This is a genomic window from Pseudomonas sp. FW507-12TSA (assembly GCF_058781435.1).
On sequence record NZ_JBYSWT010000016.1, the window covers coordinates 43,581 to 69,401 of the forward strand.

Sequence of the window (25,821 nt, forward strand, 5' to 3'; positions counted from 1 at the left end):
CCTTAATAATCCAGGCCCCGCGCCAGCCATACCGTGAACCCGCAGCAGTCGGGGTCTTCACTGACATGCCGGACCACCTCGAAGCCATGGGTGTCGAGCAGCGTGCAGTACTCGCCGGGGTCAAGGCTGGCGTGGTACAGCGCCTGCCCCTCAAATTCACCAATGGCCTCGCCCGCCGCCGGGCCACTGGTGAACATCAGTGCACAACCTGGGCGGGCGTGGCGCTCGAACACCGCGAACATCGCTCGCTGATCGTCCGGCGCCAGGTGGAACAGGCTATTCCAGGCCAGGATGCCGGCGAAATCCTCCCCCAGGGCCAGGTCGCGCATATCCGCGTGGATCCAGCGCTGCTCGCCATGTCGTTGCCGGCACAGTTCCAGCAATGCGTTGGAGCTGTCGACCCCGGTCAGCTCGCAGCCATGCTCGATCAGGTAACCGGCCAACGGCTCGGCGCCACCACAGCCCAGGTCCAGCACCTGCCGCCCAGCGCCCATGAGCTGGCGAAAGCGCTGCAACCAGGCCAGCTCGGACTGAAAGCCACGGGTATTGGCGCGGCGAACCTGATCCCAGGCCGTGGCATGGCGCTGGTACAAGTCGACGATATGGCGGGCGGAGTCATCCATGGCGAACCTGCAATCACAAGAAAAGGCGTCGATTAAACTCCGATGAAGCTCCCGCCACAATCTGCAATAGCCTCGCGACTAGAGCTGCGCGACCACAGGCAGGTCGCGGCGTACCTGGCGCACCGAGACGAACAACAGCAACGACAGCCCGGCATACAAGCCGAACAACCAGCTCGCCGCCCGGGCTGCCCCGGCCAGGTCATTACCGCTACCAAGCCCCGCCAGGTTGACGATCATCCCCGCCAGCGCCGCTCCCAGCGCTGTAGCCACCAGTTGCACGGTGGTGATCGAAGCCCCGGCCAGCTCCTTCTGGTCGGCAGGGGCGCTCTCCAGGACCCGCGCCAGCAGGTGCGGCCAGGCCAGGCCTATACCGACCCCCACCAGCACCATAGCCAGGCAGATTGCCCCCAGGCTCGCCAGGCTGCTGGCGGCGGGCATGGCCAGGCAGGCCAGGAGCAACCCGGCCACCACCAGCAACGGCGCGCTGGCTACCGCCCGGGCCGCAGCGCCCGCCCCCAGCCCGGAGCTGGCCAGCGCCCCCAAGGTCCAGCCCGCGGCCATCAAGGCGGCGATGTAACCGGCCAGCAACGGCGTCTGGTGATGCAGCACCTGGAGGAACAATGGCACGAAGACCTCGCTGGTCATGCCCACTACCAGCAACGCCATGGACAGGTACAGCGGCAGCAACAGGCTGCCGGGTTTCAAGCTGCCACGGGGCAACAGGCGCTTTGCCGAGCGGTTCTCCATGGCCCCCACCACCAGCAACAGGCCCAGGCCCACGGCCAGCCCCAGGACGTTGTGCAGCGCCGAGGCGCTGACGCTGCCAACGGAAATAGCCAGGACCATGACCGTCAGCAGCACCAACTGCAGGCCGGGGATTGGAGTACGTGGCATCGGTTCTCGGCTCCTTCCCGGTAACAGGGCGACGGCCAGCAGCATGAACAGCAAGGTACAAGGCAAGAGCACCCAGAATGCCGCACGCCAGCTGCCGTGCTCGGCGAATACCCCACCCACCGCCGGCCCGATCAACGTAGCCATGCCCCACATGGCCGAGATCAGCGCCATCGCCCGGGGCCATAGCGGTTCATCGAACACCAGGCGGATCATCGCGTAGGGCAAGGCGAACAACAGGCCACCGCCCAGCCCCTGGACACTGCGCCCGACAATCAGCCAGGCCATGTCCGGCGCCAGCGCACACAAACCGCAGCCCAGCATGAACACCCCGCCCGCCAGGGCATACGCCAGCTTCGGGCCCAGCACCGCCAGGGCCCGGGTCGAGAGCACGGAGCCGATGATCGAGGCGACCACGAACAGCGTGGTGTTCCAGGCGTAGTAGTCCAGGCCGCCGATGTCTTGCACCACCGACGGCAGCAAAGTGGTGACCAGGTAGATGTTGATTGCATGCAGCGCGACGCCCCCGGCCAGGGCAGCGGAGCGCAGCCCATTCTTGCCCAGTAGCAGTGCCGACCAGCCCGTTGTCGATGCCATGGCTTGTTCCTGTCTGGTTGTTCGAGAAGGCGCACTGTATTACACAAGCAATTACTTTGATAATTGGTTTTTTCAGCATCGACCAATCCCCGCTCCTATCGCCCACCCCGACGGACAATCTCCAGGCCAGGCCCGCATAGCCTGTTATGCTTGTTCGGCTGCACGCGTTGCGCAGGTAGCCGAATTTTCCCAATCGTCCCTTGGTCAATGGTCCAGCATGCATTCCATGTCTTCCCCGGCCGACAAGAAAAGCCCCGGCGCCACCGCCGAGCGAATCCTGTTCCTGCTGAAAACCCGCGGTCCCTTGAAAACCGCCGACCTGGCGCCACTGCTGGAGGTGTCGCTGGAGGCCACCCGCCAACAGTTGCAGAAACTGGTGGATAGCCAGCTCATCGCCGGCCAGCTGATGCCGGCCCAGGGCGCCGGGCGTCCCTCGCAGAAATGGGTGCTGACCGAACAGGCCCAGGCGCGCTTCCCCGATACCCACGCCAACCTGACCTTGCAGTTGATCGACTCGATCCGCGCGGTATTCGGTGCCGACGGCGTCGAGCGCATCGTCAGCGACATGGAGCGGATCAACAGTGCCGAGTACCTGGCTACCTGCGCACCGCTGTCGACGCTGGAGGAACGGGTCCGCGCCCTGGCGCAAATCCGTGACCTGGCCGGCTACATGGCCCATGTGGAAAGCGCAGGCGATGACTGGTTGCTGATCGAAAGCCACTGCCCGATCTGTGTCGCCGCGCGGCAATGCCAGGGTTTCTGCCGCTCCGAACTGCAAGTGTTCCAGGCGGCCATCGGCGAATTGGGCGAAGTACAGCGCATGGAACACCTGATCACCGGTGACCGGCGTTGCGTATACCGCATCAGCGCCCCGGGCGCCGACTCATGAGCAAGCTCGCCTGGCTGCTCAAACAAGGCGCGCTGGTGCTCACGGTCGCGGCCCTGGCCCTCTCGGCCTGGCGGATCTACGACAGCGAACGCGGCCCGGCGCTGCAACCCTGGCACCTGTATGTCCCTCACGAACTGGACGCCGAGGAGCTCGACCGCAGCGATTGGGCCGGCTGGCTCAAGGCCGAGGACCGGGTATTCGCCGAGGTCGAGCAAGCAGTCAGCGCCACCCTGGATCCGACCCGGGTGCCACCGTTCAATCGCTACCGCCAGGACAGCCGGGTCTACCCCCCGGGGTTCGCCACCGATTGGAACCGCTCCTACCTGTTGCGCCCGCAAGGGCAGCCTCGGGGCGTGGTGGTGCTGGTGCATGGCCTTACCGACTCGCCCTACAGCCTGCGGCACATCGCCCAGCGCTATGTCGAGCACGGCTACCTGGCCATCGGCCTGCGCCTGCCCGGCCACGGCACGGTACCAGCGGGCCTGACCGATGCCCGCTGGCAAGACTGGCTGGCCGCCACGCGCCTGGCCCTGCGCACCGCCCGGGTCGAAGTCCCGGCACCGGCGCCACTGCACCTGGTGGGTTACTCCAACGGTGGCGCCCTGGCGGTCAAGTACGCCCTGGATGCCCTGCTCGATCCGCAATTGCCCAAGGCCCAGCGCCTGGTACTGGTCTCGCCGATGATCGGGGTCGCGGCCTCCGCGCGCTTCGCCGGGGTGGCTGCCTGGCCGGCGGTGTTCCCGGCCTTCAGCAAGACGGCTTGGCTGAACCTGCGCCCGGAATACAACCCGTTCAAGTACAACTCGTTCCCGGTCAACGGTGCCCGCCAGTCCTGGCTGCTCACCGACGCCTTGCAAAGCCAGCTGCAGGCCTTGGCGGACGACCCGCGCCTGGCCCAGATGCCGCCGATCCTGGCGTTCCAGTCGCTGGTGGACTCCACCGTCAGCACGCCGGCGCTGGTCAACGGGTTGTATCGGCAACTGCCGGCCAACGGCAGCGAACTGGTGCTCTTGGACCTCAACCGCGCCCGGGACTTCGAGGGGCTGCTGGATCCAGCCAGCGCCACCTCCGCGGCCAGACTGCTACCACCGCCGCCACGCAACTACAGCACGCGGATCCTGAGCAACCAAGGCACCGGCAACAGCACGGTGCAGCTGTTGAGCACCGCTGCCGGCAGCTGGCAAGAAAGCCGGCAGCCCCTGGACCTGGCCTACCCGCCGGAAGTGTTCTCGCTATCCCATGTGGCGCTGCCCTTCCCCGTGGACGATGCGCTGTATGGCACCCAGCCCACCAGCACCGAGAGTTTTGGCGTGCACCTGGGGACCCTGGCCGCCCGTGGCGAACGGGGGGTGCTGGTCCTGCCCATGGATGAATTGATGCGCCTGACCTCCAATCCCTTCTATCCCTACCTGATCCAGCGTATCGAAGCGGATATGGACTAGCCCGCCAGGTACACCAGACGGGAGCAACGCCAAGGGGGCAAGCCGTCCAGCCTGCTCGCCCGCCGAACTACTTCTCGTCCTCGCAACCCAAGCCCCGGCGTTGTGGCTCCTCATCCACCAGGGTCTTGCCGGTACGGCCCATGATCTGGCCCTGCAGGGCGCGCAGCTCGCCGCCATCGAGGCGCTTGCAGCTGTTGATTTCCCAGACATCGCCGGTGGCCGTGCTGACCGAGAACAGCCCCCAGTATTCGGTGGCGCCGGCCTTGGGATCCTCGTAGCCCAGGCTGAAGTCGAAGTAGCCCGGGTGCGGCGGCTTGCCGCTTTCATCCTGCAGGTTGCCATCGACGAACACTCCGGGCCGATCCATCTGGTAATCCTGGTGCTTGAGGGCCACCAGCAGCACCTGCTGCGCCTGCTCGCGGGTCAGGCCGGAATGCTGGACTTGGGCAGGCTGCAAACCAGCCGAGGCACAGGCGCTGAAGGCAGCGCAAGCCAAGGCCAGGCCGAGCATCCGGGACAGCAGATCGTGGTTCAGCATGCCATGCGTCCCCTGACCGCAATGATGATGTCCGCCAGGTACTTTGCGAAGCCGTTGCGCCCGCCGGTGGCCGCATCGCCGCTGTTATAGCCGCTGCGTACCAGGGCCTGGGCGAACTCCATCGGCTCGCGCTTGCCGCGTACCGAGGCGCCGAAGCTTTGCGCGAAGGACTGGGCCGACTGCTGGAACGAGGCGAACTTGGCCACCTTGATCGCCGCATTGCCCCGGGGGGCCTCGGCACCGATCTGCAGCGGGGCCGGTGCGTGCATGGAAAAGAAGTTGTTCAGGTCACGGGCGATCCGCCCGGTGCCGTACTGGCTCTCCTGGGCCGCGAGGCCAAGGATGTTCTCCACCGGAAGGTCGAGTTGATCGGCGATCGGCTGGCACACCACCTTGTATTTGCTGACAAAGGTGACGGCACTGATGTTGTTGCACAGCTTGGCGCTCACGTTGCTTCCCTCGCTTGATCGGTGGATTCCATTTCATGGGTATTTGCCGCGCGCAGTATAAAGCAACCACTGGCCGCTGCCTGCGGCCTCAACTGCACTGAACCCGCAGGCTGTGGCCCAGGTCACAGTTGTTGGCTCCCATCGACTGGCAAGGCCTCCCATGGTCGCTGTCTTGACGATTTTTTCTCGCTCGTTGCCTTAGATTGTCCTCCTCCTGCAGTACCCCGTACCAGGGTTCGCGGACGCAACCGAACGCCGATCTTGGCCCCGGGCGAGTTTCAATCCGATACTGCTGGGATGTCGTCCTGCAAGGACGCGCTGAGCACCACCTGAACAAGGATCGAAGCAATGACTGACTCTGCCAGTGAAGCAGACGAATACGTGATGATGCAGGCCGCGCACTGGTGCATGCGCCTGCGCGAGGCCGACTGCACTGCCCAGGAGCGCCAGGCCTTCAAGGACTGGCTGCAGGGCGACCCGGGCCATGCCCTGGAATATGCCAGGATGCTGGAAGTCTGGGACCTGACCGGGCAACTCTCGCCCACCACCACGGCGCCTTGACCAGGGCGCGTTGATCGCGCTGCCGGGCAGTCGCTTGATGGCGGCGCCAAGTTGCCTGGTTGTCCAGATTGATACCATCGCGAGGTTCAGAAACAGCCTTCGCCATGCGCTTCGGATTTCACCGCAAAGCCGCTGAAACCGGCGGTCTACGGCCATTTGCCCAACACTTTTTAAACAAACTGAACCCTAGCTGTCTAGCTCGCAGAAAAACGGAGTTTTGGCTTCTTTTTCATATTCGTTTCACATTTTTGCGCTTAATCTCAGCCACCGACGAACAAGGGGCCTGGTGCAGTCGTTTGGCAACTTGCACGGGTAACGCCTTGATCCACATTTACTTTTCACGAACATCGTCTTTACTCATTTGCTGCATGGAACGCCACGCTGGCCCAATCAACCGGATGTGCCCGATGACCACCGCCTCCCGCGCTCCATGAACGTTGTTCGCACGCTCCACCCATACCCCCAGCTTTAGCATTGTGTAGACCCGAGGTAACCATGAACCAGGCTTTCCTTCCTTTCTCGCGTCCGAGTATTGGCGACGAAGAAGTGGCCGCTGTAGAGCAGGTTCTGCGCTCCGGCTGGATCACCACCGGCCCGAAAAACCAGGAACTCGAACAGCTCTTCGCCGAACGTGTCGGTGCCCGCCATGCCGTGGCCCTGTCCTCGGCCACCGGCGCCATGCACATCACCCTGCTGGCCCTGGGCATCGGCCCCGGCGATGAAGTCATCACCCCCTCCCAGACCTGGGTTTCCACCGCCAACATGATCTGCCTGCTGGGGGCGACCCCAGTGTTCGTCGATGTCGATCCCGACACCCTGATGAGCGACGCAGCGACCATCGAGGCCGCGATCACTCCCAGGACCAAGGCGATCATTCCGGTGCACTACGCGGGTGCCGCCTTCGACCTCGACCCGCTCTATGCCCTGGCGGACAAGCACGGCATCGCGGTGATCGAAGACGCCGCCCACGCCGCCGGCACCACCTACCGCGGCCGCGAGATCGGCGCCCGGGGCACGGCGATCTTTTCCTTCCATGCGATCAAGAACATGACCTGCGCCGAGGGCGCGATGTTCGTCAGCGATGACGAGGCCCTGGCCAACCGGGTGCGCATGCTCAAGTTCCATGGCCTGGGAGTGGATGCCTACGACCGCCTGACCCATGGCCGCAAGCCCCAGGCCCAGGTGATCGAGCCCGGCTTCAAGTACAACCTGGCGGACATGAACGCGGCCATCGCCCTGGTGCAACTGCAGCGCCTGGACCAGATCAACGCCCGTCGCGAAGTCCTGGCCAAGGCCTACCTGGAGCGCCTGGCCGGCCTGCCGGTGCAACCGCTGCACCTGCCGCAGTATCCGCAGCAGCACAGCTGGCACCTGTTCATCCTGCGCATCGATGCCGAGCGTTGCGGACTGGATCGCGAAGCCTTCATGAAGGGCCTGCAAGAGCAGAACATCGGTACCGGCATCCACTTCATCGCGACCCACATGCATACCTACTACCGCCAGCGTTTCCCCGATGTGCACCTGCCGCATACCGAGTGGAACTCCGCGCGACTGTGCTCGATCCCACTGTTTCCGGACATGACCCTCGATGATGTCGAGCGGGTCGCCGGCGCCATTGAAAACCTCCTGGACTGACCCCCTTGAAACCTTACCCAATTCAGTTCGTGTCGATCGTCATCCCGGTCTACAACGAAGAACAGAGCCTTCCCGAGCTGTTGCGACGTACCGAAGCGGCTTGTCGCCTGCTCAAGCACGACTTTGAAATCGTCCTGGTGGACGATGGCAGTCGCGACGAGTCGGCCAACATCCTGCAAGCCGCCGCCGAACGCGAAGGCAGCCCGGTGGTGGCGGTGATCCTCAACCGCAACTACGGCCAGCACGCAGCGATCATGGCCGGTTTCGAGCAGTGCCGCGGTGATGTGGTGATCACCCTCGATGCCGACCTGCAGAACCCACCGGAAGAGATTCCACGCCTGGTGGCCCAGGCCGAACTGGGCTACGACGTGGTCGGCACCGTGCGCAACAACCGCCAGGATTCGGCTTTCCGCCGCTGGCCGTCGAAGCTGATCAACCTGGCGGTGCAGCGCTCCACCGGGGTAGCCATGAGCGACTACGGCTGCATGCTGCGTGCCTATCGCCGGACCATCATCGACGCGATGCTGGCCTGCACCGAGCGCAGCACCTTCATCCCGATCCTGGCCAACAGTTTCGCCCGGCATACCACCGAGGTGCTGGTGGAGCACGCCGAGCGCGAGCACGGCGACTCCAAGTACAGCCCGATGCGCCTGGTCAACCTGATGTTCGACCTCATCACCTGCATGACCACCACGCCCCTGCGCCTGCTGAGCATCATCGGCTTCGGCATGGCCGGCCTGGGCGCACTGTTCGCCCTGATGCTGATCGTCCTGCGGTTGATCTTCGGCGCCACCTGGGCCGGCGACGGCACCTTCGTCCTGTTCGCGGTGCTCTTCGTGTTCACCGGCGGCCAGTTCATCGGCATGGGCCTCTTGGGTGAATACCTGGGGCGCATGTACAGCGATGTGCGGGCACGCCCACGCTTCTTCATCGAAAAAATCTTGCGCAGCCACCCGGCGGTCCCGGCCCCGGCGGTGACTGTCGACGGTTTAACTTCCACCCATACTGATCAGGTTTCCCAATGAGCAATAAAGCTGTCGTCTTCGCCTACCACGATATTGGCTGTGCTGGCATCGAAGCCCTGCTCAACGCAGGTTATGAGATCGCCGCGGTATTCACCCATGCCGATGACCCGAAGGAAAACACCTTCTATGGTTCTGTCGCGCAACTGTGCGCCCGCAAGGGTATCGCCGTGCATGCCCCGGAAGATGCCAACCACCCGCTGTGGATCGAGCGCATCGCCAAGCTCAATCCCGACTACCTGTTCTCCTTCTACTACCGCAACCTGTTGAGCGAGCAACTGCTGGCCACCGCCAGCAAGGGCGCGTTCAACCTGCACGGCTCCCTGCTGCCACGCTACCGTGGCCGCGCACCGGCCAACTGGGTCCTGATCAAGGGCGAGACCGAGACCGGCGTCACCCTGCACCGCATGGTCAAGCGCGCCGACGCCGGCGCGATCATTGCCCAGGAACGCGTAGCCATCGAGCGCAGCGACACGGCGCTGAGCCTGCACCACAAGCTGCGTGATGCCGCTGCCAGCCTGCTGCGCGACACCCTGCCGGCACTGGCCCAGGGCAAGATCAGCGAAACCGTCCAGGACGAATCCAAGGCCAGCTACTTTGGCCGGCGTACCGCTGCGGACGGCAAGCTGGACTGGAAACGCCCGGCAGAAGAACTGTTCAACCTGGTGCGTGCCGTGACCCAGCCCTACCCTGGCGCCTTCTGCGCCGTCGGCGAGCACAAGCTGATCGTCTGGAGCGCCGAAGTGGCCAAGGGCAACGAAGGCCAGGCTCCAGGCCGGGTCATCAGCGTCGATCCGCTGCGCATCGCCTGTGGCGAAGACTCCCTGGTCATCACCTCCGGCCAGCGCAACGCCAACGGCCTGTACCTGAGCGGCCCGCAACTGGCCAACGAACTGGGCCTGGTGGACGGTTCCCTGCTGCGCGGCGCCGAGTCCGGCCGCAAGCCCCGTCGTACCCGGGTGCTGATCCTCGGCGTCAACGGTTTCATCGGTAACCACCTGTCCGAGCGCCTGCTGCGCGACGACAAGTACGAAGTCTACGGCCTGGACATCGGCTGCGACGCCATCGAGCGCCTGCGCAGCCACCCGAACTTCCACTTCGTCGAAGGCGATATCAGCATTCACTCCGAGTGGATCGAGTACCACATCAAGAAGTGCGACGTGGTGCTGCCCCTGGTGGCCATCGCTACCCCGATCGAATACACCCGTAACCCACTGCGGGTATTCGAACTGGACTTCGAAGAGAACCTGAAGCTGGTCCGCTACTGCGTGAAGTACAACAAGCGGGTGATCTTCCCGTCGACTTCGGAAGTCTATGGCATGTGCCAGGACAAGAATTTCGACGAAGACAACTCCAACCTGATCGTCGGCCCGATCAACAAGCAGCGCTGGATCTACTCGGTCTCCAAGCAACTGCTGGACCGCGTGATCTGGGCCTACGGCGCCAAGGGCCTGAACTTCACCCTGTTCCGTCCATTCAACTGGATGGGGCCGCGGCTGGACCGCCTGGACTCGGCGCGTATCGGCAGCTCCCGGGCCATCACCCAGCTGATCCTCAACCTGGTGGAGGGCACCCCGATCCGCCTGTTCGACGGTGGCGAGCAGAAACGCTGCTTCACCGATATCGCCGACGGCATCGAGGCCCTGGCCCGCATCGTCGACAACGAGAACGACTGCTGCAACGGCCAGATCATCAACATCGGCAACCCGGACAACGAAGCCAGCATCCGCCAGTTGGGCGAAGAGCTGTTGCGTCAGTTCGAGGCCCACCCGCTGCGTGGCAACTTCCCACCGTTCGCCGGTTTCCGCGAAGTGGAAAGCAAGGCCTTCTACGGCGCCGGCTACCAGGACGTGGAGCACCGCAAGCCAAGCATCGAGAACGCCAAGCGCCTGCTGGACTGGGAACCGACCGTGGAGATGAGCCAGACCATCGGCAACACCCTGGACTTCTTCCTGCGCGAAGCCATGCTGGAAATCGCCGATCGCACCAAAGAAGAAGCACGCTGATGCAGGCAGGTCTGCGCATTGATGTCGATACCTACCGCGGCACCCGGGAGGGGGTGCCACGGCTGCTCGAAACGCTGGATGAGGCCGGGGTCAAGGCCACGTTCTTCTTCAGCGTCGGGCCGGACAACATGGGGCGCCACCTGTGGCGCCTGATCCGTCCGCAGTTCCTCTGGAAAATGCTGCGGTCCAATGCTGCCGGCCTGTATGGCTGGGACATTCTCCTGGCCGGCACCGCCTGGCCAGGCAAACCCATTGGCCGGGACCTGGGGCACTTGATGCGCCAGGCCCTGGCTGCCGGACATGAAGTCGGCCTGCACGCCTGGGATCACCACGGCTGGCAGGCCAACACCGGGCGCTGGAGCCAGGCCCAGCTGATCGAACAGATCCGCCGTGGCGTCGACAGCCTCAACGATATTCTCGGGCAAGCGGTGAGCTGCTCGGCATCCGCCGGTTGGCGAGCCGATGAGCGGGTCATCGAAGCCAAGCAACAATTCGGCTTTCGCTACAACAGCGATTGCCGCGGCCAGAGCCTGTTCCAGCCACGCTTGGCGGACGGCGGCCTGGGCGTGCCACAAATCCCGGTAGACCTGCCGACCTTCGACGAAGTCGTCGGCCCCGTGGTGTCGAGCGCTGATTTCAACGCCTTCATCCTCGACCGGTTCAAGCCAGGCAAGCTCAATGTCTACACCATCCACGCCGAAGTAGAAGGGATTCTGATGGCCAATGATTTCCGTCAGCTGCTGGCCACCGCCAAGCAGCGCGACATTCATTTCCAACCCCTGGGAGACATGCTCCCGGCGGATATTTCCAGCTTGCCGGCAGGCCAGGTGGTACGCGGCGCCCTGGAAGGCCGTGAAGGCTGGCTGGGAGTACAGGGAGCATGACCAGACGCTGGGCCCTGCCGCTACTGCTGATCGCTTTCGGCCTGTTCTACCTCCTGCCCATGGCTACCCACGGCCTGTGGATTCCCGATGAAACCCGCTACGCGCAGATCAGCCAGGAAATGCTCCATGGCGGGCAATGGGCGTCGCCGCATTTCATGGGTATTCGCTACTTCGAAAAACCGGTGGCCGGTTATTGGCTCATGGCCATCGGCCAAGCGGTGTTCGGTGACAACCTGTTCGGCGTGCGCGTGGCCTCGGCCCTGAGCACCGGCCTTAACGTAGTCCTGGCCTACCTGTTGGCCATGCGCTTGTGGAACGACTCGCGCAAGGCCGTGGCCAGCGCCTTGCTATACATGAGTTTCACCGTAGTGGCGTTGCTGGCCGGCTACGCCAACCTCGATCCGCAGTTCACCTTCTGGGTCAACCTGAGCCTGGTGGCCTTGTGGTTCACTTTCGACTGCAAGACTTCCCGCGGACAGCTGCTGGCCTGGGTAGTCCTGGGCCTGGCCTGCGGCATGGGTTTCATGACCAAGGGATTCCTGGCCTGGTTACTGCCGGTGTTGGTGGCCCTGCCCTACGCCATCTGGCAGAAGCGCCTGCGCTCGCTGCTGGTCTTTGGCGGTATCGGTGTGTTCGTCGCGGTGGTCATCAGCCTGCCCTGGGCCTTGGCGGTACATGCGCAAGAGCCGGACTACTGGCGTTTCTTCTTCTGGCACGAGCATATTCGCCGTTTCGCCGGTGAAGACGCCCAGCATGCCTCGCCATGGTGGTATTACCTGCCGTTGCTGGTGGCCTTCAGTGTGCCGTGGGTCATGCTGCTGCCAGCCACCTTCATGCAAGCCTGGCACCAGCGGCGCTTGGGCAGTAGTGGCTTCCTGCTGTTGTGGCTGGTGCTGCCACTGGCCTTCTTCAGCCTGAGCAAGGGCAAGCTGCCCGCCTATATCCTGCCGTGCCTGTTGCCTCTGGCGCTGTTGATGGGCAATGCCCTGATGGATCGGCTGAGCAACAAGCAGACGCGCCTCATCAGTCTCAATGGCCTGCTCAATTTGCTGGCGGGCCTGCTGGGACTCCTGGCACTGGTGTACTTCCAGCTGAAAAAGCCGGTGTATGTGGATGAACCGCAGCACCTGGTGCTGGTGTACGTCCTGCTGCTGGGCTGGATCTTCAGCAACCTGCTGGCGGCCATGCGCCCATCGAACATGTGGGCGGCTCCGGCTTTGGGTAGCTTCCTGCTGGTGGCCCTGGCCCCGGCGGCCCTGCCCAACTCGGTGGTCTATAACAAGATTCCCGACCAGTTCATCATCGATCATGTCGCGGAACTGAACCAGGCCAAGGCCTTGCTGAGCAACGACCTGGGAACCGCATCCGCGCTGGCCTGGCGCCTGCGCCGCAACGACGTGACCCTCTACAACACCAAGGGCGAGCTGAAATACGGCCTGGGTTATGCCGACTCGGTGCAGCGCCAGGTCGAGCTGGACCAGGTCCAGTCCTGGATCGCCGAAGCCCGCAAGCAGGGTTCGGTGGGCGTGGCGATGCGGGTCAAGGACGATGACGAAGACCATGAAGTCGACCGGTTGCCCAAAGACGCCAAGCGCTACCAGCAAGGCAACATCGTGATCTTCATCATTCCCCAGGACCAGCCATGAGCCTGTTGCTGCTATTGCTGGCCTGCGGGCTCACCTGCCTGGGCCAGGTGGCGCAGAAATTCGCCGTGGAAAGCTGGCGCGAGCGACCCTCGGGCCTGCTGGCCAAGTTGCGCTCGGGCTGGTTGTGGCTGGCCCTGTTCAGCCTCGGCCTGGGCCTGTTGGTATGGCTGCTGGTATTGCAGCGCATGGAAGTGGGCGTGGCCTACCCCATGCTCAGCCTGAATTTCGTGCTGGTCACCCTGGTTGCCCGTTTCGTCTTCCACGAGCCCATCGACCGCCAGCATTGGCTGGGGGTCGCCCTGGTGATCGGCGGCGTAGTGCTGCTGGGGCGTCACGCATGAGCCGGGCCAAGGGCTTTGCCTTCGCCCTGGCCAGCGTGGTGCTGGTCAGCGGCGCACAACTGGCCATGCGCTGGAGCATGACGCGCCTGCCCGCACCCCAGCAGTGGCTGGACGCCCTGGCTAACGGCAGCGTCGACCTGGCCGCCCTGGCGGTGGTCATCGCGGCCATCGGCGCCTACGCCCTGTCGATGCTCTGCTGGCTGCTGGCCCTGCGCGACCTGCCACTGGGCCGGGCTTATTCGCTGTTGAGCATCAGCTACGCGCTGGTCTACCTGCTAGCCGCCGGCCTGCCGCTGTTCAATGAGCCGTTCACGCTTTCCAAAACCCTTGGGGTGGCCTTGGTCATCCTTGGGGTCATCACCATCAACTCTCGATCTGCACCCGCGACAAGTCCCAGGAATACCCCATGAAAATCAGTGTATTTGGAAGTGGTTATGTCGGCCTCGTACAGGCTGCCGTGTTGGCTGAAGTCGGCCACGATGTCATCTGCATGGACATCGATGAGCACAAAGTCAAACAGCTGCAACAAGGACACGTGAGCATCTTCGAACCCGGGCTTGCGAGCCTGGTCAAGGAAAACCTCGAGGCCAAGCGCCTGCACTTCACCAACGACGAGAAACTCGCGGTACAGCACGGCCAGGTGCTGTTCATTGCCGTTGGCACGCCCTCGAGCGAAGACGGCTCGGCCGACCTGCGCTACGTGCTGTCGGTGGGCGATGCCGTGGCCCGTCACCGTGAACAGCCGCTGATCCTGGTGGAGAAATCCACCGTACCGGTAGGCACCGGCGATACCCTCAAGGCCCACATCGAGAAAGCCCTGGACGGTCGTCCACTGCAGTTCGATATCGTCTCCAATCCGGAATTCCTCAAGGAAGGCTCGGCGGTTGCCGACTGCCGCCGTCCGGACCGCATCATCATCGGCTGCGCCCGCGAGGAAGTGCGCGATGTGATGCGCGACCTGTATGCGCCGTTCAACCGCAACCACGACCGCATCATGTTCATGGACCTGCGCAGCGCCGAGCTGACCAAGTACGCCGCCAACTGCATGCTGGCGACCAAGATCAGCTTCATCAACCAGATCGCCGAGCTGGCCGAGCACCTGGGGGCCGATATCGAGTCGGTACGCTTGGGTATCGGCGCCGACACTCGTATCGGCTACCACTTCATCTACCCTGGCTGCGGCTATGGCGGCTCGTGCTTCCCCAAGGACATGCGCGCCCTGATCCACAGCGCCGAGCAGGCCCACTGCTCCAGCGACCTGCTGCAAGCGGTGGAAGCCATCAACGAGCGGCAGAAGCACAAGCTGTTCGAGCGCATCAAGGCGTTCTACAAGGGCGACCTGGAAGGCAAGACCTTCGCCCTGTGGGGCCTGGCATTCAAGCCCAACACCGACGACATGCGTGACGCCCCGAGCCGGGTCCTGCTCGATGCGCTGTTCGCCGCCGGCGCCGAGGTCCGGGCCTTCGATCCGGAAGCCATGCAGGAAACCCAGCGCCTGTATCTGGATGAATCGCGCCTGATGCTCATGGGCACCCCGGAGTCGGTGCTCAACGGCGCCGACGCCCTGATCATCTGCACCGAGTGGCAGCAGTTCAAGGCACCGGATTTCGAACTCATCCAGCAGCGTCTCAAGGCCCCGGTGATCTTCGACGGCCGCAACCTGTACGACGCCGAACGCCTGGCCCGCAATGGCTTCACTTACTTCCCGATCGGTCGCGGCGAGTCGCGCAACCTGCCGATCCCTCATCAGCAGTGGTCCACCGAGGCCTGAATGAGCACGCACTCCAGCTCCCCTTCGAACACATTACTTTGGCAATCGTTGGGGCTGGGGCTGCTGACTTTGCTGCTGTTCTGCGCCGGCGCCGACCATCAGTCGGCGATCGGCTTCGATTCCCGGTTCGTCCTGTTCGCCAAGGAAATGCTGCGCCATGGTCCGGGATTCTTCCCTACCACCTATGGCGAGCCCTATGCCGACTACACCAGCGCCTCGACCCTGCTGGTGTGGCTGTTCTCGCTTCCCGGCGGACAGGTCACCAGTTTCACCGCCTGGTTGCCCACGGCAATCGCCTCGGCACTGATCGTCAGCCTGCTCTATCGCCTGCTGGCGCCCTATTCCCGCACCTGGGCGCTGTCCAGCATCGCCCTGTTGCTGCTGAGCAATACCTTCATCAGCGAAACCCGCGCGGTATCCCTGGACCAGATGCTGGCCGCCGTGTCCCTGGCGGTGTTCTACCTGGGTTACGCCCATGACCACTTCGCCGCGCCCCGACGCCTGGGCTGGATCCTGCTGTTGCTGGTGCTGGGTTTTGCCATTCGCGGGCCCATTGGCCTGGTGATCCCCACCGGTATGCTGTGCAGCTACTACCTGTTGGCAAGCCAGTGGCGGCGCCTGTTCGGGTTTGGCTTCAGCGCCCTTGGATTACTGGTGCTGTGCATTGCCCTGCTGCTGTGGCTGGCCAAGCTCAGCGGCGGCCAGGGCTTCGTCGACGATGTGATCCGCATGCAGTTCATGGGGCGCATGGACGGCAGCGAAGGCTCCAGTGATGTCTTCTATTACTTCACCAGTTCCCTGGGCAACTACGCCCTGGCCTACCCGCTGGCGCTGCTGGCCTGGGTCGCCGTGCTGGTGGGCCGCTCGGGCGAACCGGCCAGCCCGGCCCTGAGGCTGCTGCGCTGGAGCACCGCCGCGGCGTTGGTGGTGATGATCGGCCTGTCGATTCCCCAGGCGAAGAAGGCACGCTACCTGCTGCCGATGCTGCCCATGGCGGCCATCATCGCGAGCTATCCGTTCCAGGCCCATGGCGGCCGGCTGATGGCTTGGCTGCGCGGATTGATCCAGGGCCTGTGGCTGCTATTGCCGGCATTGCTGATGGTGGGCCTGGTGGTATTGCAGCGCAAATTCCCCGACCAATTGACCAGCCTCACCCCCATGCTGCTGGTGCTGGGGCTGCTGCAACTGTTGTCCCTGGCGTTGCTGTTCAAGCGCCAGTGGCGCGCCGTGGGCTTGGCCTGCAGCGCGGTGCTGGCGGTCTGGGCCTGCTATATCGGTGTGTTCGAACCCGTCCAGCACCGGCTCTATGACACCCGGGACTTTAGCCAGGCGGCGCTGCGCCTGATCGAGGAGCAGCCGGCACCACTGGTCCTGCACCGCATGGGCAAGGACGCCAAGGCGATCAAGTTCATGGTCAACCTGGACCAGGACCTGCAGCCACGCTTCACCGACCGGCCCACGGCGCTGGAGCAGATTGCCGGGCCCGCCTGGATCATCCTCGACCAGGGCGACCTCGCCGACCTGCAAGGTAGTTCCCTGGCTGGGCTGAAACCGGTGCTCAGCGCACGCTTCGACAAGAACGACTTCGTCCTCCTGCACTTGCCCGGCCCCGCCTTGCCACAGCCCTGAAGCCGTTGCACAAGGCCCCGGCGGCTCCTTACACTCGCGCCCATGACCATTGAAATCCGCCGGGCGCGAGTGCCCGATGCCAGCTTCCTCCCCGCCATCGAGACTTCCGCTGCCGTGCTGTTTCGTCGCGATCCGCAACTAGCCTGGTTGGCCGACGCGCCAGTGGCGGATACCGCTTGCCACGAGCAACGCATCCGCACCCAGGTAGTCTGGGTGGCCATCGCCGGCGATGCTGGCCCATGCGCTTTTCTCGCGGCCCAGGTCTTCGGCCCGCAACTGCATGTATGGGAAGTATCGGTAGCCAGCGACCACCAGGGCCGGGGTATCGGCAAGGCCCTGCTGCAGGCTGCGATCGAGCATGCGCGCCAGCAAGGGCTCGAGTCCCTGGCCCTGAGCACCTTCCGCGAGCTGCCGTGGAACGAACCCTTCTATCAGCGCCTGGGCTTCGTCACCCTGGAAACGGCCCGGCTGCCAGCACGCCTGCATCAGGTCCTGGCCGACGAGGTAGCGCACGGGCTGCCGGCGCAACGCCGCTGCGCCATGCGCCTGCTGCTCTGACCGAACAGCAGGCGTGGCTCACTTGAGCGGCTATTGCCCCTCGAGTTGCACCGTGGCCGTCCGGCGCAGCGCCAATAGCGCCACGAAAAACACCCCCACCACGCCAACCGAAATCATCAGTCCGTGCGAGCTGACGTAAGACACAGTGGCACCGGTGATGATCGGCCCCAGTACGCTGCCCAGGGTGTAGAACATGGCAATGGCGGTCATGGCCGTGGACACCTGGTGCTCGCCAACCCGGTGCCCCGCCTCGATCACCGCCAGCGTATTCATGCCGCCGATCGCGGCCCCCCAGAAGAAGACGATCAGGGTCGCCAACCAGGGCAACGGCTGGCTGAACGGAATCGCCACCGTGCCCAGCAGCAAGACCAGGCCGCAGAGCAATTGCCCGGTCTTGCAGGAGGTGCGATCGGCGATCCAGCCAATGGGCAACTGCAGGACCGTGCCGCCAATACCGAACACCGAGATCAGCAGCGTCGCTGCGGTCAGGGCATATCCCGTGGAAAGGCTATAGCCGGCCAGGAACGACACCGAGGAGGTTTCGGCGAACCCGGCGATGAAGGCCCCGCACAGGGCCAGGGGGATCAGGCCGAACAGCTTCGCGTGATGCTTGTGCGCCGGCGTCTGGGGCTGCGTATCGTGCTCTTTCAAGGTCAGGGCCAGCACGCCCGAGACCAGTACGATGGTCGCACAGGCGTAGTAAGGCACGACGCTGCCGACGCCGAACACCACCAGCAACAGCGGACCTACCGCGATCCCCAGGCCCATGAGCGTTTCATGCACGCCGATCGCCCGGCCGCGCTCGTTACGCGACGCCACCGAGACGATCCAGGTGTCGCAGGCGATCCAGCGCAGGATCAGGCCTATCCCCAGGACAAAGTTCAGGGCGAAGATCAGCGCCAGGTTGCGGGTCAAGGTCATGCCGATCAGCGCGGCGATGGTCAACGCCGCGCTGAGGATATTGGCCTTGACCAGTCCCAGGTGTCCCAACAGACGCGGGACGATCTTGTACAGCAACAGGATCGCGATCCACGAGGCACTGACGATCACCCCGATCTTGGCCGGCTGCACGCCCTGCTGCTCCAGTGACAGCGACAGCAAGGGCGTGATGGTGCCGATTTGCACGACCTGTGAAAGTACCGACAGTGTGTTGATCTTGGTCAGGGCCAGCCAACGCTGCTTGTCCGTGTACTCGATGCCAGGGTTTTCCATGGAGGTGCCGACCTTGTCTAGATAGCCGTGAAGTGCTCGAACTGCCAGGGACAGAAATCGCCCTCGGGTTTATGGAACAGGGCGTTGGTGGTGTCCAGCGGCGTCCAGTCGGTCTGGATGCCTTCGAGTCGCCCAAGAAACGGCAAGGCGATCTCCAGTACCCGGCGATGGTCCATCTGCTCCGGTTCGACTATCCCTCGCGCTGGGTTCTCGATCGCCCAGATGATGCCCGAATACACTCCCGCCGCGACCTGCAGGCTGGTGGCGGTATTGAAGGGGGCGATCTGCCGGGCCTGGTCGATGCTCAGGATCGACCCATACCAATAGGCGTTCAGCCCGTGCCCCATGAGCAACACCCCAAGGGCATCGACCCCGCCAGAGGCGATTTCGTCGGCCATGATCCGCTTGCTGTCCTGGGCCCGCCAGCCGCGACCGATGTACTCATGCACCGATAGCAAGGCATCGTCGCAAGGGTGGTAGGCGTAGTGCACGGTGGGACGGTAGAGCAGCACGTCGTTGTCCTTGACCGCCAGGAAGTCCGGAATCGAGATGGCTTCGTTATGGGTGATCAGCAGGCCAGTGCAAGGGCCGCCGTTGGGCGTCCAGGTCTTGACGGGAACCGAAGCCCCCGGGCGTTCGAGGTAGATCGCGTTGTTCGACCCGAACTGGTGATGCCGGGCGAACGGCGGCCAGGTCCTTTCGTGGGAACCCCAGCCCAGCTCCGCCGGTTGGCCGGCCTCGCTGATGAAGCCATCGACCGACCAGGTATTGACGAACTCGCCGTCGGACTTGATTTGCGTGGAGCGCTGGGTATCGCGCTCGGCGATGTGGATCACCTTGACGTTCAACGCCATCGCCAACTCGTTCCAGGCCGGCTCGCCGTCGCCCCTGGGCACCGCGACCGCCAGTTTCCCGGCCAGCTCCAGCAGCGCCGCCTTGACGAAGTGCGAGACCAGCCCGGGGTTGGCGCCATGGGTGAGCACCGCAGTGGGGCCCGGGCCGAGTTCCTCTGCCAGGGCCAGCAACTGATCACGCAGGGCGTAGTTGGAGCGCTGCGAGGTGGTCAGGCTCGGGGAGTCGTAGAGGCCCTCCCAGGGCTCGATGCAAGTATCCAGGTACAGCGCGCCTTGTTCGTGGGCGAGCCGAATCAGCTCGGCGCTGCTGACATTGACCGACAGGTTGACGATGAAGTCTCCCGGCGCCACTACATCGCGCAACACGCTGTGGAGATTGTCCGGGGTCAGGGCCAGATTGATGAAGTCGACTCCCAGCGCAACGAACGGCTGGTGCTGCTTGAGATCCGGGGCGATCACCACCACCTGCGCCAGGTCGAACTGACGGGTTTTCATGAACAACCCAAGGGTGGCCCTGGCGATGGAGCCAAAACCGATGAAAACCAACTTTGCGGAGAAACTAGCGTCCTGACTCATCACACCACCTCAATGCTGGATACAGGCTCTTCCAGGTGTTGGCTGCCAGCCGTGGCAGTTTCGCTGAAGTCCGGGATACGGCCGACGCTGAAGTACTGTTCCCACTCGCAGAAGATCTTCGGGACATAGATCAACGGCATGTCATGCCGATACAGCTCCTTCACGGATTCGGCAAAGGCCGGGTCCTGATGGTTGGCGAACCAGTACTGGTTGTCGTCATGCAGGTAGACCGGGCATTTGCTTACATCGGTCATCTTGATGTAATTGTCCAGGGTCCTTTGTGCAATGCTCTGCCAGCCATGCAGCACCATCTTGTAGAGTTCGCCGCGTTGCGTCGCCGACAACTCGAAGACTTCTCGCTGAAACTTCTGCAAACTCATGTCGCGACAGAACATCGAGAAGGCATATACATCCGAGTTGAAGTTGACGGCGGGAATGGGCGCCGCCATCAACGGGTCGTAAAGTTCATCGTCGATATCATCCGACTGCGGACAGAACGCCACCGCATCGAAGTCCTCGAACAATATCTTGGCGTTGGTAACCGGACAGGTCAGGTAGAGCTTCTTGTTCAGCGCCTTGCCTGTCGCCAGCTCCTCGGCGGAGAACTCGCCAAGGGGACTGAACAGCGCCGACAGGCGCCGTACCTCCTGGGCCACGCTGTAGGACTTCTGCTCTTGGCTGGTGGTCGGGCAGATGATCAGGCAGGCCACCGTCTCGCGGGCCTCCAGGGCCCGGACGTAATCATCGAAGATGTCCCGGGCATCCTGCGTAGTGCGCGCGATAGCCAGCATGTAGCGATTCTTGCTGAACTCTCGTCTTCCGGCCGCACAACCTAAACAATTGATAAACCAGCTTTTTACTTCATCCAGAAGTGCATCGTCATTCATGGGTTATCGTCCTGATAGCTTGCAGAAAGTCAAAGTAGCCAGCCTGAGTACTACCCGGCCCTCGAAGCGTCGACCCATATGACCCGGCAATTCTTACAATGAAACATTTGCCTGCGCAACTAGCGCTATTAAATATCGATATAACGTGATCGCGACCGGTTCGAAGGGAGTTCGAATTGCGCAGGCGAAGAACATCGCCGCTTTTAATTCAGTAGTTAAAAGAGTTGCTATAACGTTTGTGCAACTCCATCAGGGGGCGATATTCGTCGACTGGCAGGGATGTCATAAGTTGCCGGCGATACACCATGACCTGCCAGCAGAATCCCATTGCCGTGAAGCCGGATGCAGCCCTGAACCGATTCATCTTGAGCTCGTCGATGCGCTACCAGACAACTTCAGCCGCTTGGCGGGGGCGGGATTTAAGTGCAAAAAAACTGCACTTAAGCAGCATTATTATGAATTTGCCAGCCAGGGCATTCAGCGGCAAACTGCGCCCGTTCCTCCCCCAAATGTTGGAACGTTCAAGGGCTTTCTGGTGATCCAGACAAGCCCTTCTTTTTGCCCGCCGTCTGGAAATGGATCTTTTTTGTCGATGTTCGCCCGCTGGAAACCCGCCGCCATCAATACCCGCCCCCTGGAATGGAGCCGCGCCGCCATCGGCATGGCCCTGGGGACCCTGTTCAGTGTCTGGTTCTGCGCCCAGGTGTTCGGCATGCCCGTGGCCGTGCACCTGATCGGCCCCCTCGGCGCCTCGGCGGTGCTGCTGTTTGCAGTGTCCTCCGGGGCCCTGGCGCAACCCTGGTCGATCCTTGGCGGCTACCTGTGCGCCGCGGTAATGGCGCTATTGGTGGCCCAGGTTCTGGGGCGCAGCCTGGGCAGCGCCTGCCTGGCTGCGGGCATGGCAGTGGTGCTGATGTGCTGGCTACGTTGCTTGCATCCGCCCGCTGGTGCGGTGGCCCTGACCCTGGTGCTGGCCGATCCGGACAGCATCGCCCTGGGCTGGCTGGAGCTGGGGCCGGTGATGCTGGCCGCCGCCAGCCTGCTGGCCAGCGCCCTGGCCTATAACAACCTGACCCGCACCCGCTACCCCAAGGGGCCGAGCGAGCCGCCGGCCGTCCTGGTTCCATCCTCTGCCGCCGACAGCCTGGCGATCACCGCCGCCGACCTGAAGCTGGCCCTGGAGGAAATGGAAGAGTTCTTCGACGTCACGCCCGAGGATCTCGAGCAGCTGGTTCACGCCAGCGAGGCCCATGCCCGGCGTCGCAGCATCGGCCAGGTGCTGGCCTCGGCTCCCGAGCCACACCCCTGAGGCGGCGCTTGCCGCTGGCCCAGGCCGAAACGCCCGTCAGATGATCGGCGACCAGCGCTGGGACCAGTCGGTGTCCTGTCCGATCACTTCGCGCAAGACCTCGAAGGCTTGCTGCAAGGAAGCCGAATCACGCTCCCGGGCATATAGCAGGTAGGTGGGGAAACTGAACTCCGGGGCCTTCTCCACTCGCTCCAGCACGCCGCTGTCCAGGTAGCTCTGGACCACCCGGGTACGGAAGTAGCCACTGCCGCCGGAATCGAGGATGAACTGCAGCGCCAAGGGCCCAAGGTTGAAACCCACTGCGGCCTTGGCCTGTTCAGGCAGCGCGGCGTCGTGCTGGCGCCGGAAATCCTCGCCCCAGTCGATATACACATAGGGCTCCGGGCGTCCGGCCAGGCGCACCAGGATCAGTTTTTCCTCCAGCAGTTGCTCAACCTGCAAGCCTGGCGAGTACAGCGGCTGGAACACCAGCGCCGCATCCAGCACGCCCAACTCCAATTGACGCTGCAAGCTCGCGCCATCGCCGATCTGGGTCCGCACCGCATGGTTGGGCAAAGCCTGGCGCAGGCGCCGGACCCAGTGCAGCATCAACGGATTGCACAGGCTCAATTCGCCGCCGACATGCAGCACATTGCGATAACCCGCCAGGAGCGGCAGGTCGCGCTGGGCCGCTTCCCAGGTCTGCACCAGTTGGTTGGCGTAGGCGATGAAGGCTTCGCCATCGGCCGTGGGCCGGGCCCCGGCCCGGTTGCGCACCAGTAGCTTGCAGTTGAGCTGCCCCTCCAGGTTCTGTACTCGGGCACTGATGGCGGTCTGGGTCAGGTGCAGGCGCTCGGCAGCGGCGATCAGGCTGCCGCTGCGAACGATTTCCAGGAAGGTGCGGGCCAGGTCGATATCCATACTGCCTCGAGAGCATCAAAGTCGAGCGCCATTGTAGCGGCCCGCCTGCCGGCGCTGTTGGCCAGTTTGCTGGGCGCCGGCCTGGGAACCTGGCTCAGCTACCAGGGCAACTAGCGCTGGACCTTTCCCCGGGGCGACTACCGGGCTCGCAGCGACCAGGCCTTGCGCTTCTGCGTGACGGCCGCGGCCTACAACCTCGGCAATGCCTTGCTGATGCTGTGCCTGCTGGCCCTGGCACGGTACTTGCCGTTATCGACGCAATTACTGATTACTTTCTGCCCGACCTTGGGCAGCTACTGGATCAACCGGACCTGGACGTTTAAAAATGAAACTGCCTAGCCATGTGCAAGTAGACCATCAGCAACTCATCAGCGTCATTGTCTGCTGTTACAACGAAGCCCATGTATTACCGGAATTCCACCATCGCTTGATGTTGGTACTGAGCGCCCTGCCGGTGGTCTATGAAGTCCTGTATGTCCACGACGGCAGCCATGACGGAAGTTACGAACTGCTGGAACAGTTCTGCCGCGCGCCCCCCGGGTGCGTTGCTTGAACTTGAGCCGCAACTTCGGCAAGGAATCGGCAATGTCCGCCGGCAAGCGCCTGAGCGCCCAGCTCTACTACAAGCTGATGAAGTGGACCTGGCGATGGAGGGAGTCCTGGCCTTTTCCCACAAGCCCCTGCGCTGGTTCAGCGTGCTTAGCCTGGCCACCCTGCTGCTGACCTGTTCCTATCTGTTGCACCAGTGGTTCGCCGACGATTTCAGCATCGATCATCTGATCCTCGGCGCCATGGACATGGCCCTGGTAGGCATCGCCATGGTCGGCGAATACATCGGCGCCGCGCTGGTCGAGGTCAAGCGCCGGCCGCTGTAGTTCCTGCCGAGGCGGTAGTTGTACCAGGGTTCGCGCATGCCTACTGCCCCCGCCAGGGCGCAGATGCCCACCACCTGGCCCTGGGAGTCCTCGAGCACGAACAGGTAATCGGCGTCGGCCCGTTCGGCCTGCCCGGCGAAGGTCCTGTGCGCCCACTCCAGGCGCTGGCCGAGGCGCCCGGCATCGGCGGGCAAGGTGGTGAGGCCGGCCCCGGCGCTGCGGGCCAGGAGCAAGAGAGCCGGCAGGTCGGCCAGGGATGCGGGACGAACGATCATGACAAGGGCCTCCAGCAGGGTCGGGATGGAACAGGCACGACAGTGATGGCGCACCAGCATAGTGACGGCGCACACTGGAAACCGGGTCCAGATCAAGAGCATCCATGGTTTTTTTCCGCCGCGGCTGGCGAGCCTCGACACGCTGTCCCCAGTGCTCGGGCCAAGGCTGCAGGCCCCGCTGCAGGGGCCTCCACCACGTGTTCTCGAGGCTGGTGCGACCATGCAAAAATGCACAGCCAAACTGCAGCTTTCCGGGTTGTACAAGGCAAATTTGCACTGATACGATCCGCCGATGCTCGTCCGCGAGCCTCATATAAAGACAATAAAAGCAGGGAGTTAGTGATGACTGCTCAGGTTTCATCCCACACGGCCCGGGAACTCGATGCGCCTCAGGACGAGGTGCTGGTCGAGGTGCGCAACCACATCGGCCACCTGACCCTCAATCGCCCCGCCGGTCTCAACGCCATCACCCTGTCCATGGTGCGTACCTTGCAACGGCAACTGGATGCCTGGGCCCAGGCTCCGGAAATCCATGCAGTGGTGCTGCGCGGCGCCGGTGAAAAAGCCTTTTGCGCCGGCGGCGATATCCGCTCGCTGTACGACAGCTACAAGAGCGGCGGCACCCTGCACGAAGAGTTCTTCGTCGAGGAGTACGCCCTGGACCTGGCGATCCATCATTACCGCAAGCCGGTGCTGGCGCTGATGGACGGTTTCGTCCTCGGCGGCGGCATGGGCCTGGTGCAAGGTGCGGATCTGCGGGTGGTGACCGAACGCAGCCGCCTGGCGATGCCGGAAGTGGCCATCGGTTATTTCCCGGACGTCGGCGGCAGTTATTTCCTCTCACGCATCCCCGGCGAGCTGGGCACCTACCTGGGGGTCAGCGGCGTGCAGATCCGCGCTGCCGACGCCCTGTATTGCGGCCTGGCCGACTGGCACCTGGAAAGCGACAAGCTGGCCCTGCTCGACCAGCGCCTGGACCGCCTGCAGTGGAGCCATTCGCCGCTCAAGGACCTGCAGGGGCTGCTGGCCAAGCTTGGCGTCCAGGCCCTGCCCGACGCGCCATTGGCCAGCCTGCGCCCGGCCATCGACCATTTCTTCGCCCTGCCCGACATGCCAGCCATCGTCGAGCAACTGCGCAGCGTGAGCGTGGCCGATAGCCACGAATGGGCACTGGCCACCGCCGACCTGCTCGAGACCCGTTCGCCACTGGCCATGGCCGTGACCCTCAAGATGCTGCGCCAGGGCCGGCACCTGGCCCTGGAACAATGCTTCGAGCTGGAGCTGCACCTGGACCGCCAGTGGTTCGAGCGTGGCGACCTGATGGAGGGCGTGCGTGCCCTGATCATCGACAAAGACAAGACCCCGCACTGGAATCCGCCAACCCTGGCAGCCCTCGAGGCCGACCGGGTAGCGAGCTTCTTCAGCGGTTTCGACGGCAGCGGGAGCTGAAC

26 protein-coding genes and 2 pseudogenes are annotated in these 25,821 nt (G+C 63.7%); 19 read left to right on the forward strand and 9 right to left on the reverse strand.

The window, feature by feature from the left end:
* Nucleotides 1-2 precede the first annotated feature (2 nt).
* Together AC3WK8_RS16555 and AC3WK8_RS16560 are read right to left on the reverse strand one after the other, a co-directional pair.
* A complete protein-coding gene (locus AC3WK8_RS16555; protein ID WP_085597627.1) occupies nt 3-623 on the reverse strand; it encodes a class I SAM-dependent methyltransferase in 621 nt (206 codons plus the stop codon).
* 78 nt (nt 624-701) lie between these two features.
* Nucleotides 702-2,111 (reverse strand): MFS transporter, encoded by a 1,410-nt coding sequence (locus AC3WK8_RS16560; protein WP_103325281.1) that lies wholly within the window; start codon nt 2,109-2,111, stop codon nt 702-704.
* A gap of 226 nt (nt 2,112-2,337) precedes the next feature.
* Here AC3WK8_RS16560 and AC3WK8_RS16565 point away from each other — a divergent pair, with 226 nt between their 5' ends.
* Nucleotides 2,338-3,000, forward strand: a complete 663-nt coding sequence (locus AC3WK8_RS16565) for a helix-turn-helix transcriptional regulator (RefSeq protein WP_103325282.1) — start codon at nt 2,338-2,340, stop codon at nt 2,998-3,000.
* Nucleotides 2,997-4,442 (forward strand): alpha/beta hydrolase, encoded by a 1,446-nt coding sequence (locus AC3WK8_RS16570; protein WP_103325283.1) that lies wholly within the window; start codon nt 2,997-2,999, stop codon nt 4,440-4,442. Before AC3WK8_RS16565 ends, AC3WK8_RS16570 begins: the two co-directional genes overlap by 4 nt.
* A gap of 67 nt (nt 4,443-4,509) precedes the next feature.
* Here the strand turns inward: AC3WK8_RS16570 and AC3WK8_RS16575 are convergent, their stop codons facing one another.
* Together AC3WK8_RS16575 and AC3WK8_RS16580 are read right to left on the reverse strand one after the other, a co-directional pair.
* Nucleotides 4,510-4,980: a hypothetical protein gene (locus AC3WK8_RS16575; RefSeq protein ID WP_085597624.1), complete on the reverse strand. Its 471-nt coding sequence runs from the start codon at nt 4,978-4,980 to the stop codon at nt 4,510-4,512.
* Nucleotides 4,974-5,429, reverse strand: a complete 456-nt coding sequence (locus AC3WK8_RS16580; protein ID WP_085597623.1) for a glucosaminidase domain-containing protein — start codon at nt 5,427-5,429, stop codon at nt 4,974-4,976. Before AC3WK8_RS16580 ends, AC3WK8_RS16575 begins: the two co-directional genes overlap by 7 nt.
* 348 nt (nt 5,430-5,777) lie before the next feature.
* Between AC3WK8_RS16580 and AC3WK8_RS16585 the strand changes: the two genes are divergently transcribed.
* The 11 genes from AC3WK8_RS16585 to AC3WK8_RS16635 all read left to right on the forward strand — a co-directional run bounded on the left by AC3WK8_RS16585 (nt 5,778) and on the right by AC3WK8_RS16635 (nt 17,482).
* On the forward strand, nt 5,778-5,990 hold the full coding sequence (locus AC3WK8_RS16585) for a FecR/PupR family sigma factor regulator (RefSeq protein ID WP_085597622.1): 213 nt from the start codon (nt 5,778-5,780) through the stop codon (nt 5,988-5,990).
* Between the two features lie 495 nt (nt 5,991-6,485).
* Nucleotides 6,486-7,625 carry a UDP-4-amino-4-deoxy-L-arabinose aminotransferase gene (gene arnB / locus AC3WK8_RS16590; protein WP_085597621.1) on the forward strand — a complete coding sequence of 380 codons (1,140 nt, stop codon included), beginning with the start codon at nt 6,486-6,488 and terminating at the stop codon, nt 7,623-7,625.
* Between the two features lie 5 nt (nt 7,626-7,630).
* A complete protein-coding gene (gene arnC, locus AC3WK8_RS16595) occupies nt 7,631-8,650 on the forward strand; it encodes an undecaprenyl-phosphate 4-deoxy-4-formamido-L-arabinose transferase (RefSeq protein WP_085597620.1) in 1,020 nt (339 codons plus the stop codon).
* Nucleotides 8,647-10,653: a bifunctional UDP-4-amino-4-deoxy-L-arabinose formyltransferase/UDP-glucuronic acid oxidase ArnA gene (gene arnA, locus AC3WK8_RS16600; RefSeq protein WP_103325284.1), complete on the forward strand. Its 2,007-nt coding sequence runs from the start codon at nt 8,647-8,649 to the stop codon at nt 10,651-10,653. Before arnC ends, arnA begins: the two co-directional genes overlap by 4 nt.
* Nucleotides 10,653-11,537, forward strand: coding sequence for a 4-deoxy-4-formamido-L-arabinose-phosphoundecaprenol deformylase (gene arnD, locus AC3WK8_RS16605; RefSeq protein ID WP_103325285.1), 885 nt, complete (start codon nt 10,653-10,655; stop codon nt 11,535-11,537). Before arnA ends, arnD begins: the two co-directional genes overlap by 1 nt.
* Nucleotides 11,534-13,183 carry a lipid IV(A) 4-amino-4-deoxy-L-arabinosyltransferase gene (gene arnT / locus AC3WK8_RS16610; protein WP_103325286.1) on the forward strand — a complete coding sequence of 550 codons (1,650 nt, stop codon included), beginning with the start codon at nt 11,534-11,536 and terminating at the stop codon, nt 13,181-13,183. Before arnD ends, arnT begins: the two co-directional genes overlap by 4 nt.
* The gene (gene arnE / locus AC3WK8_RS16615; RefSeq protein ID WP_103325287.1) at nt 13,180-13,524 is read left to right on the forward strand and encodes a 4-amino-4-deoxy-L-arabinose-phosphoundecaprenol flippase subunit ArnE; all 345 of its coding nucleotides are present in this window, start codon (nt 13,180-13,182) and stop codon (nt 13,522-13,524) included. Before arnT ends, arnE begins: the two co-directional genes overlap by 4 nt.
* Nucleotides 13,521-13,934, forward strand: a complete 414-nt coding sequence (arnF, locus tag AC3WK8_RS16620; protein WP_103325288.1) for a 4-amino-4-deoxy-L-arabinose-phosphoundecaprenol flippase subunit ArnF — start codon at nt 13,521-13,523, stop codon at nt 13,932-13,934. The genes arnE and arnF overlap by 4 nt, the downstream gene beginning before the upstream one ends.
* Nucleotides 13,931-15,295, forward strand: a complete 1,365-nt coding sequence (locus AC3WK8_RS16625) for a UDP-glucose dehydrogenase family protein (RefSeq protein WP_085597614.1) — start codon at nt 13,931-13,933, stop codon at nt 15,293-15,295. The genes arnF and AC3WK8_RS16625 overlap by 4 nt, the downstream gene beginning before the upstream one ends.
* Nucleotides 15,296-16,924 carry an ArnT family glycosyltransferase gene (locus AC3WK8_RS16630; RefSeq protein WP_103325289.1) on the forward strand — a complete coding sequence of 543 codons (1,629 nt, stop codon included), beginning with the start codon at nt 15,296-15,298 and terminating at the stop codon, nt 16,922-16,924. It begins immediately after the preceding gene.
* Nucleotides 16,925-16,966: 42 nt separating this feature from the next.
* Complete coding sequence (locus AC3WK8_RS16635; RefSeq protein WP_085597612.1) at nt 16,967-17,482, forward strand: GNAT family N-acetyltransferase; 516 nt, start codon at nt 16,967-16,969, stop codon at nt 17,480-17,482.
* Nucleotides 17,483-17,512: 30 nt separating this feature from the next.
* Here AC3WK8_RS16635 and AC3WK8_RS16640 read toward each other — a convergent pair whose 3' ends face one another.
* The 3 genes from AC3WK8_RS16640 to AC3WK8_RS16650 are packed head-to-tail and all read right to left on the reverse strand — an operon-like array spanning nt 17,513 to nt 20,915.
* Nucleotides 17,513-18,694: an MFS transporter gene (locus AC3WK8_RS16640; protein ID WP_053130135.1), complete on the reverse strand. Its 1,182-nt coding sequence runs from the start codon at nt 18,692-18,694 to the stop codon at nt 17,513-17,515.
* A 17-nt stretch (nt 18,695-18,711) separates the two neighbouring features.
* Nucleotides 18,712-20,124, reverse strand: coding sequence for a saccharopine dehydrogenase C-terminal domain-containing protein (locus tag AC3WK8_RS16645; RefSeq protein ID WP_103325290.1), 1,413 nt, complete (start codon nt 20,122-20,124; stop codon nt 18,712-18,714).
* Entirely contained in the window at nt 20,124-20,915 is a 792-nt protein-coding gene (locus AC3WK8_RS16650; RefSeq protein WP_085597610.1) for a hypothetical protein, read from the reverse strand. Before AC3WK8_RS16650 ends, AC3WK8_RS16645 begins: the two co-directional genes overlap by 1 nt.
* Nucleotides 20,916-21,316: 401 nt before the next feature.
* Here AC3WK8_RS16650 and AC3WK8_RS16655 point away from each other — a divergent pair, with 401 nt between their 5' ends.
* Together AC3WK8_RS16655 and AC3WK8_RS16660 are read left to right on the forward strand one after the other, a co-directional pair.
* Nucleotides 21,317-21,550: a hypothetical protein gene (locus AC3WK8_RS16655; protein WP_143494660.1), complete on the forward strand. Its 234-nt coding sequence runs from the start codon at nt 21,317-21,319 to the stop codon at nt 21,548-21,550.
* A gap of 53 nt (nt 21,551-21,603) precedes the next feature.
* Nucleotides 21,604-22,320, forward strand: a complete 717-nt coding sequence (locus AC3WK8_RS16660; RefSeq protein WP_103325291.1) for an HPP family protein — start codon at nt 21,604-21,606, stop codon at nt 22,318-22,320.
* A gap of 36 nt (nt 22,321-22,356) precedes the next feature.
* On the opposite strand, the gene AC3WK8_RS16665 is transcribed toward AC3WK8_RS16660, so the two are convergent.
* On the reverse strand, nt 22,357-23,220 hold the full coding sequence (locus AC3WK8_RS16665) for a LysR family transcriptional regulator (protein ID WP_053130147.1): 864 nt from the start codon (nt 23,218-23,220) through the stop codon (nt 22,357-22,359).
* 126 nt (nt 23,221-23,346) lie between these two features.
* On the opposite strand from AC3WK8_RS16665, the pseudogene AC3WK8_RS16670 reads away from it, so the two are divergent.
* The 3 genes and pseudogenes from AC3WK8_RS16670 to AC3WK8_RS16680 form a co-directional block, all read left to right on the forward strand.
* A pseudogene (locus AC3WK8_RS16670) lies at nt 23,347-23,559 on the forward strand (hypothetical protein); the annotation flags it as partial.
* Nucleotides 23,546-23,773, forward strand: coding sequence for a glycosyltransferase (locus AC3WK8_RS16675; RefSeq protein WP_103325292.1), 228 nt, complete (start codon nt 23,546-23,548; stop codon nt 23,771-23,773). The pseudogene AC3WK8_RS16670 and the gene AC3WK8_RS16675, both read left to right, overlap by 14 nt.
* A gap of 94 nt (nt 23,774-23,867) precedes the next feature.
* Entirely contained in the window at nt 23,868-24,095 is a 228-nt protein-coding gene (locus AC3WK8_RS16680; RefSeq protein ID WP_143494656.1) for a hypothetical protein, read from the forward strand.
* Here AC3WK8_RS16680 and AC3WK8_RS16685 read toward each other — a convergent pair.
* A pseudogene (locus AC3WK8_RS16685) lies at nt 24,089-24,370 on the reverse strand (arginine N-succinyltransferase); the annotation flags it as partial. The gene AC3WK8_RS16680 and the pseudogene AC3WK8_RS16685 overlap by 7 nt on opposite strands.
* A 342-nt stretch (nt 24,371-24,712) precedes the next feature.
* Between AC3WK8_RS16685 and AC3WK8_RS16690 the strand changes: the two are divergent.
* A complete protein-coding gene (locus tag AC3WK8_RS16690) occupies nt 24,713-25,819 on the forward strand; it encodes an enoyl-CoA hydratase/isomerase family protein (protein WP_103325293.1) in 1,107 nt (368 codons plus the stop codon).
* The last annotated feature ends 2 nt before the right edge of the window (nt 25,820-25,821 follow it).

Coding starts and splice junctions, on each gene's coding strand:
- AC3WK8_RS16555 (WP_085597627.1), bottom strand. CDS start 623: ATGGATGACTCCGCCCGCCATATCGTCGACTTGTACCAGCGCCATGCC.
- AC3WK8_RS16650 (WP_085597610.1), bottom strand. CDS start 20,915: ATGCTGGCTATCGCGCGCACTACGCAGGATGCCCGGGACATCTTCGAT.
- AC3WK8_RS16625 (WP_085597614.1), top strand. CDS start 13,931: ATGAAAATCAGTGTATTTGGAAGTGGTTATGTCGGCCTCGTACAGGCT.
- AC3WK8_RS16675 (WP_103325292.1), top strand. CDS start 23,546: ATGAAACTGCCTAGCCATGTGCAAGTAGACCATCAGCAACTCATCAGC.
- arnB (WP_085597621.1), top strand. CDS start 6,486: ATGAACCAGGCTTTCCTTCCTTTCTCGCGTCCGAGTATTGGCGACGAA.
- arnE (WP_103325287.1), top strand. CDS start 13,180: ATGAGCCTGTTGCTGCTATTGCTGGCCTGCGGGCTCACCTGCCTGGGC.
- AC3WK8_RS16690 (WP_103325293.1), top strand. CDS start 24,713: ATGACTGCTCAGGTTTCATCCCACACGGCCCGGGAACTCGATGCGCCT.
- AC3WK8_RS16680 (WP_143494656.1), top strand. CDS start 23,868: ATGGAGGGAGTCCTGGCCTTTTCCCACAAGCCCCTGCGCTGGTTCAGC.
- AC3WK8_RS16570 (WP_103325283.1), top strand. CDS start 2,997: ATGAGCAAGCTCGCCTGGCTGCTCAAACAAGGCGCGCTGGTGCTCACG.
- AC3WK8_RS16655 (WP_143494660.1), top strand. CDS start 21,317: ATGACCTGCCAGCAGAATCCCATTGCCGTGAAGCCGGATGCAGCCCTG.
- AC3WK8_RS16640 (WP_053130135.1), bottom strand. CDS start 18,694: ATGGAAAACCCTGGCATCGAGTACACGGACAAGCAGCGTTGGCTGGCC.
- arnD (WP_103325285.1), top strand. CDS start 10,653: ATGCAGGCAGGTCTGCGCATTGATGTCGATACCTACCGCGGCACCCGG.
- AC3WK8_RS16660 (WP_103325291.1), top strand. CDS start 21,604: ATGTTCGCCCGCTGGAAACCCGCCGCCATCAATACCCGCCCCCTGGAA.
- AC3WK8_RS16665 (WP_053130147.1), bottom strand. CDS start 23,220: ATGGATATCGACCTGGCCCGCACCTTCCTGGAAATCGTTCGCAGCGGC.
- AC3WK8_RS16585 (WP_085597622.1), top strand. CDS start 5,778: ATGACTGACTCTGCCAGTGAAGCAGACGAATACGTGATGATGCAGGCC.
- AC3WK8_RS16560 (WP_103325281.1), bottom strand. CDS start 2,111: ATGGCATCGACAACGGGCTGGTCGGCACTGCTACTGGGCAAGAATGGG.
- AC3WK8_RS16635 (WP_085597612.1), top strand. CDS start 16,967: ATGACCATTGAAATCCGCCGGGCGCGAGTGCCCGATGCCAGCTTCCTC.
- arnF (WP_103325288.1), top strand. CDS start 13,521: ATGAGCCGGGCCAAGGGCTTTGCCTTCGCCCTGGCCAGCGTGGTGCTG.
- AC3WK8_RS16645 (WP_103325290.1), bottom strand. CDS start 20,124: ATGAGTCAGGACGCTAGTTTCTCCGCAAAGTTGGTTTTCATCGGTTTT.
- AC3WK8_RS16630 (WP_103325289.1), top strand. CDS start 15,296: ATGAGCACGCACTCCAGCTCCCCTTCGAACACATTACTTTGGCAATCG.
- AC3WK8_RS16565 (WP_103325282.1), top strand. CDS start 2,338: ATGTCTTCCCCGGCCGACAAGAAAAGCCCCGGCGCCACCGCCGAGCGA.
- arnT (WP_103325286.1), top strand. CDS start 11,534: ATGACCAGACGCTGGGCCCTGCCGCTACTGCTGATCGCTTTCGGCCTG.
- arnA (WP_103325284.1), top strand. CDS start 8,647: ATGAGCAATAAAGCTGTCGTCTTCGCCTACCACGATATTGGCTGTGCT.
- AC3WK8_RS16575 (WP_085597624.1), bottom strand. CDS start 4,980: ATGCTGAACCACGATCTGCTGTCCCGGATGCTCGGCCTGGCCTTGGCT.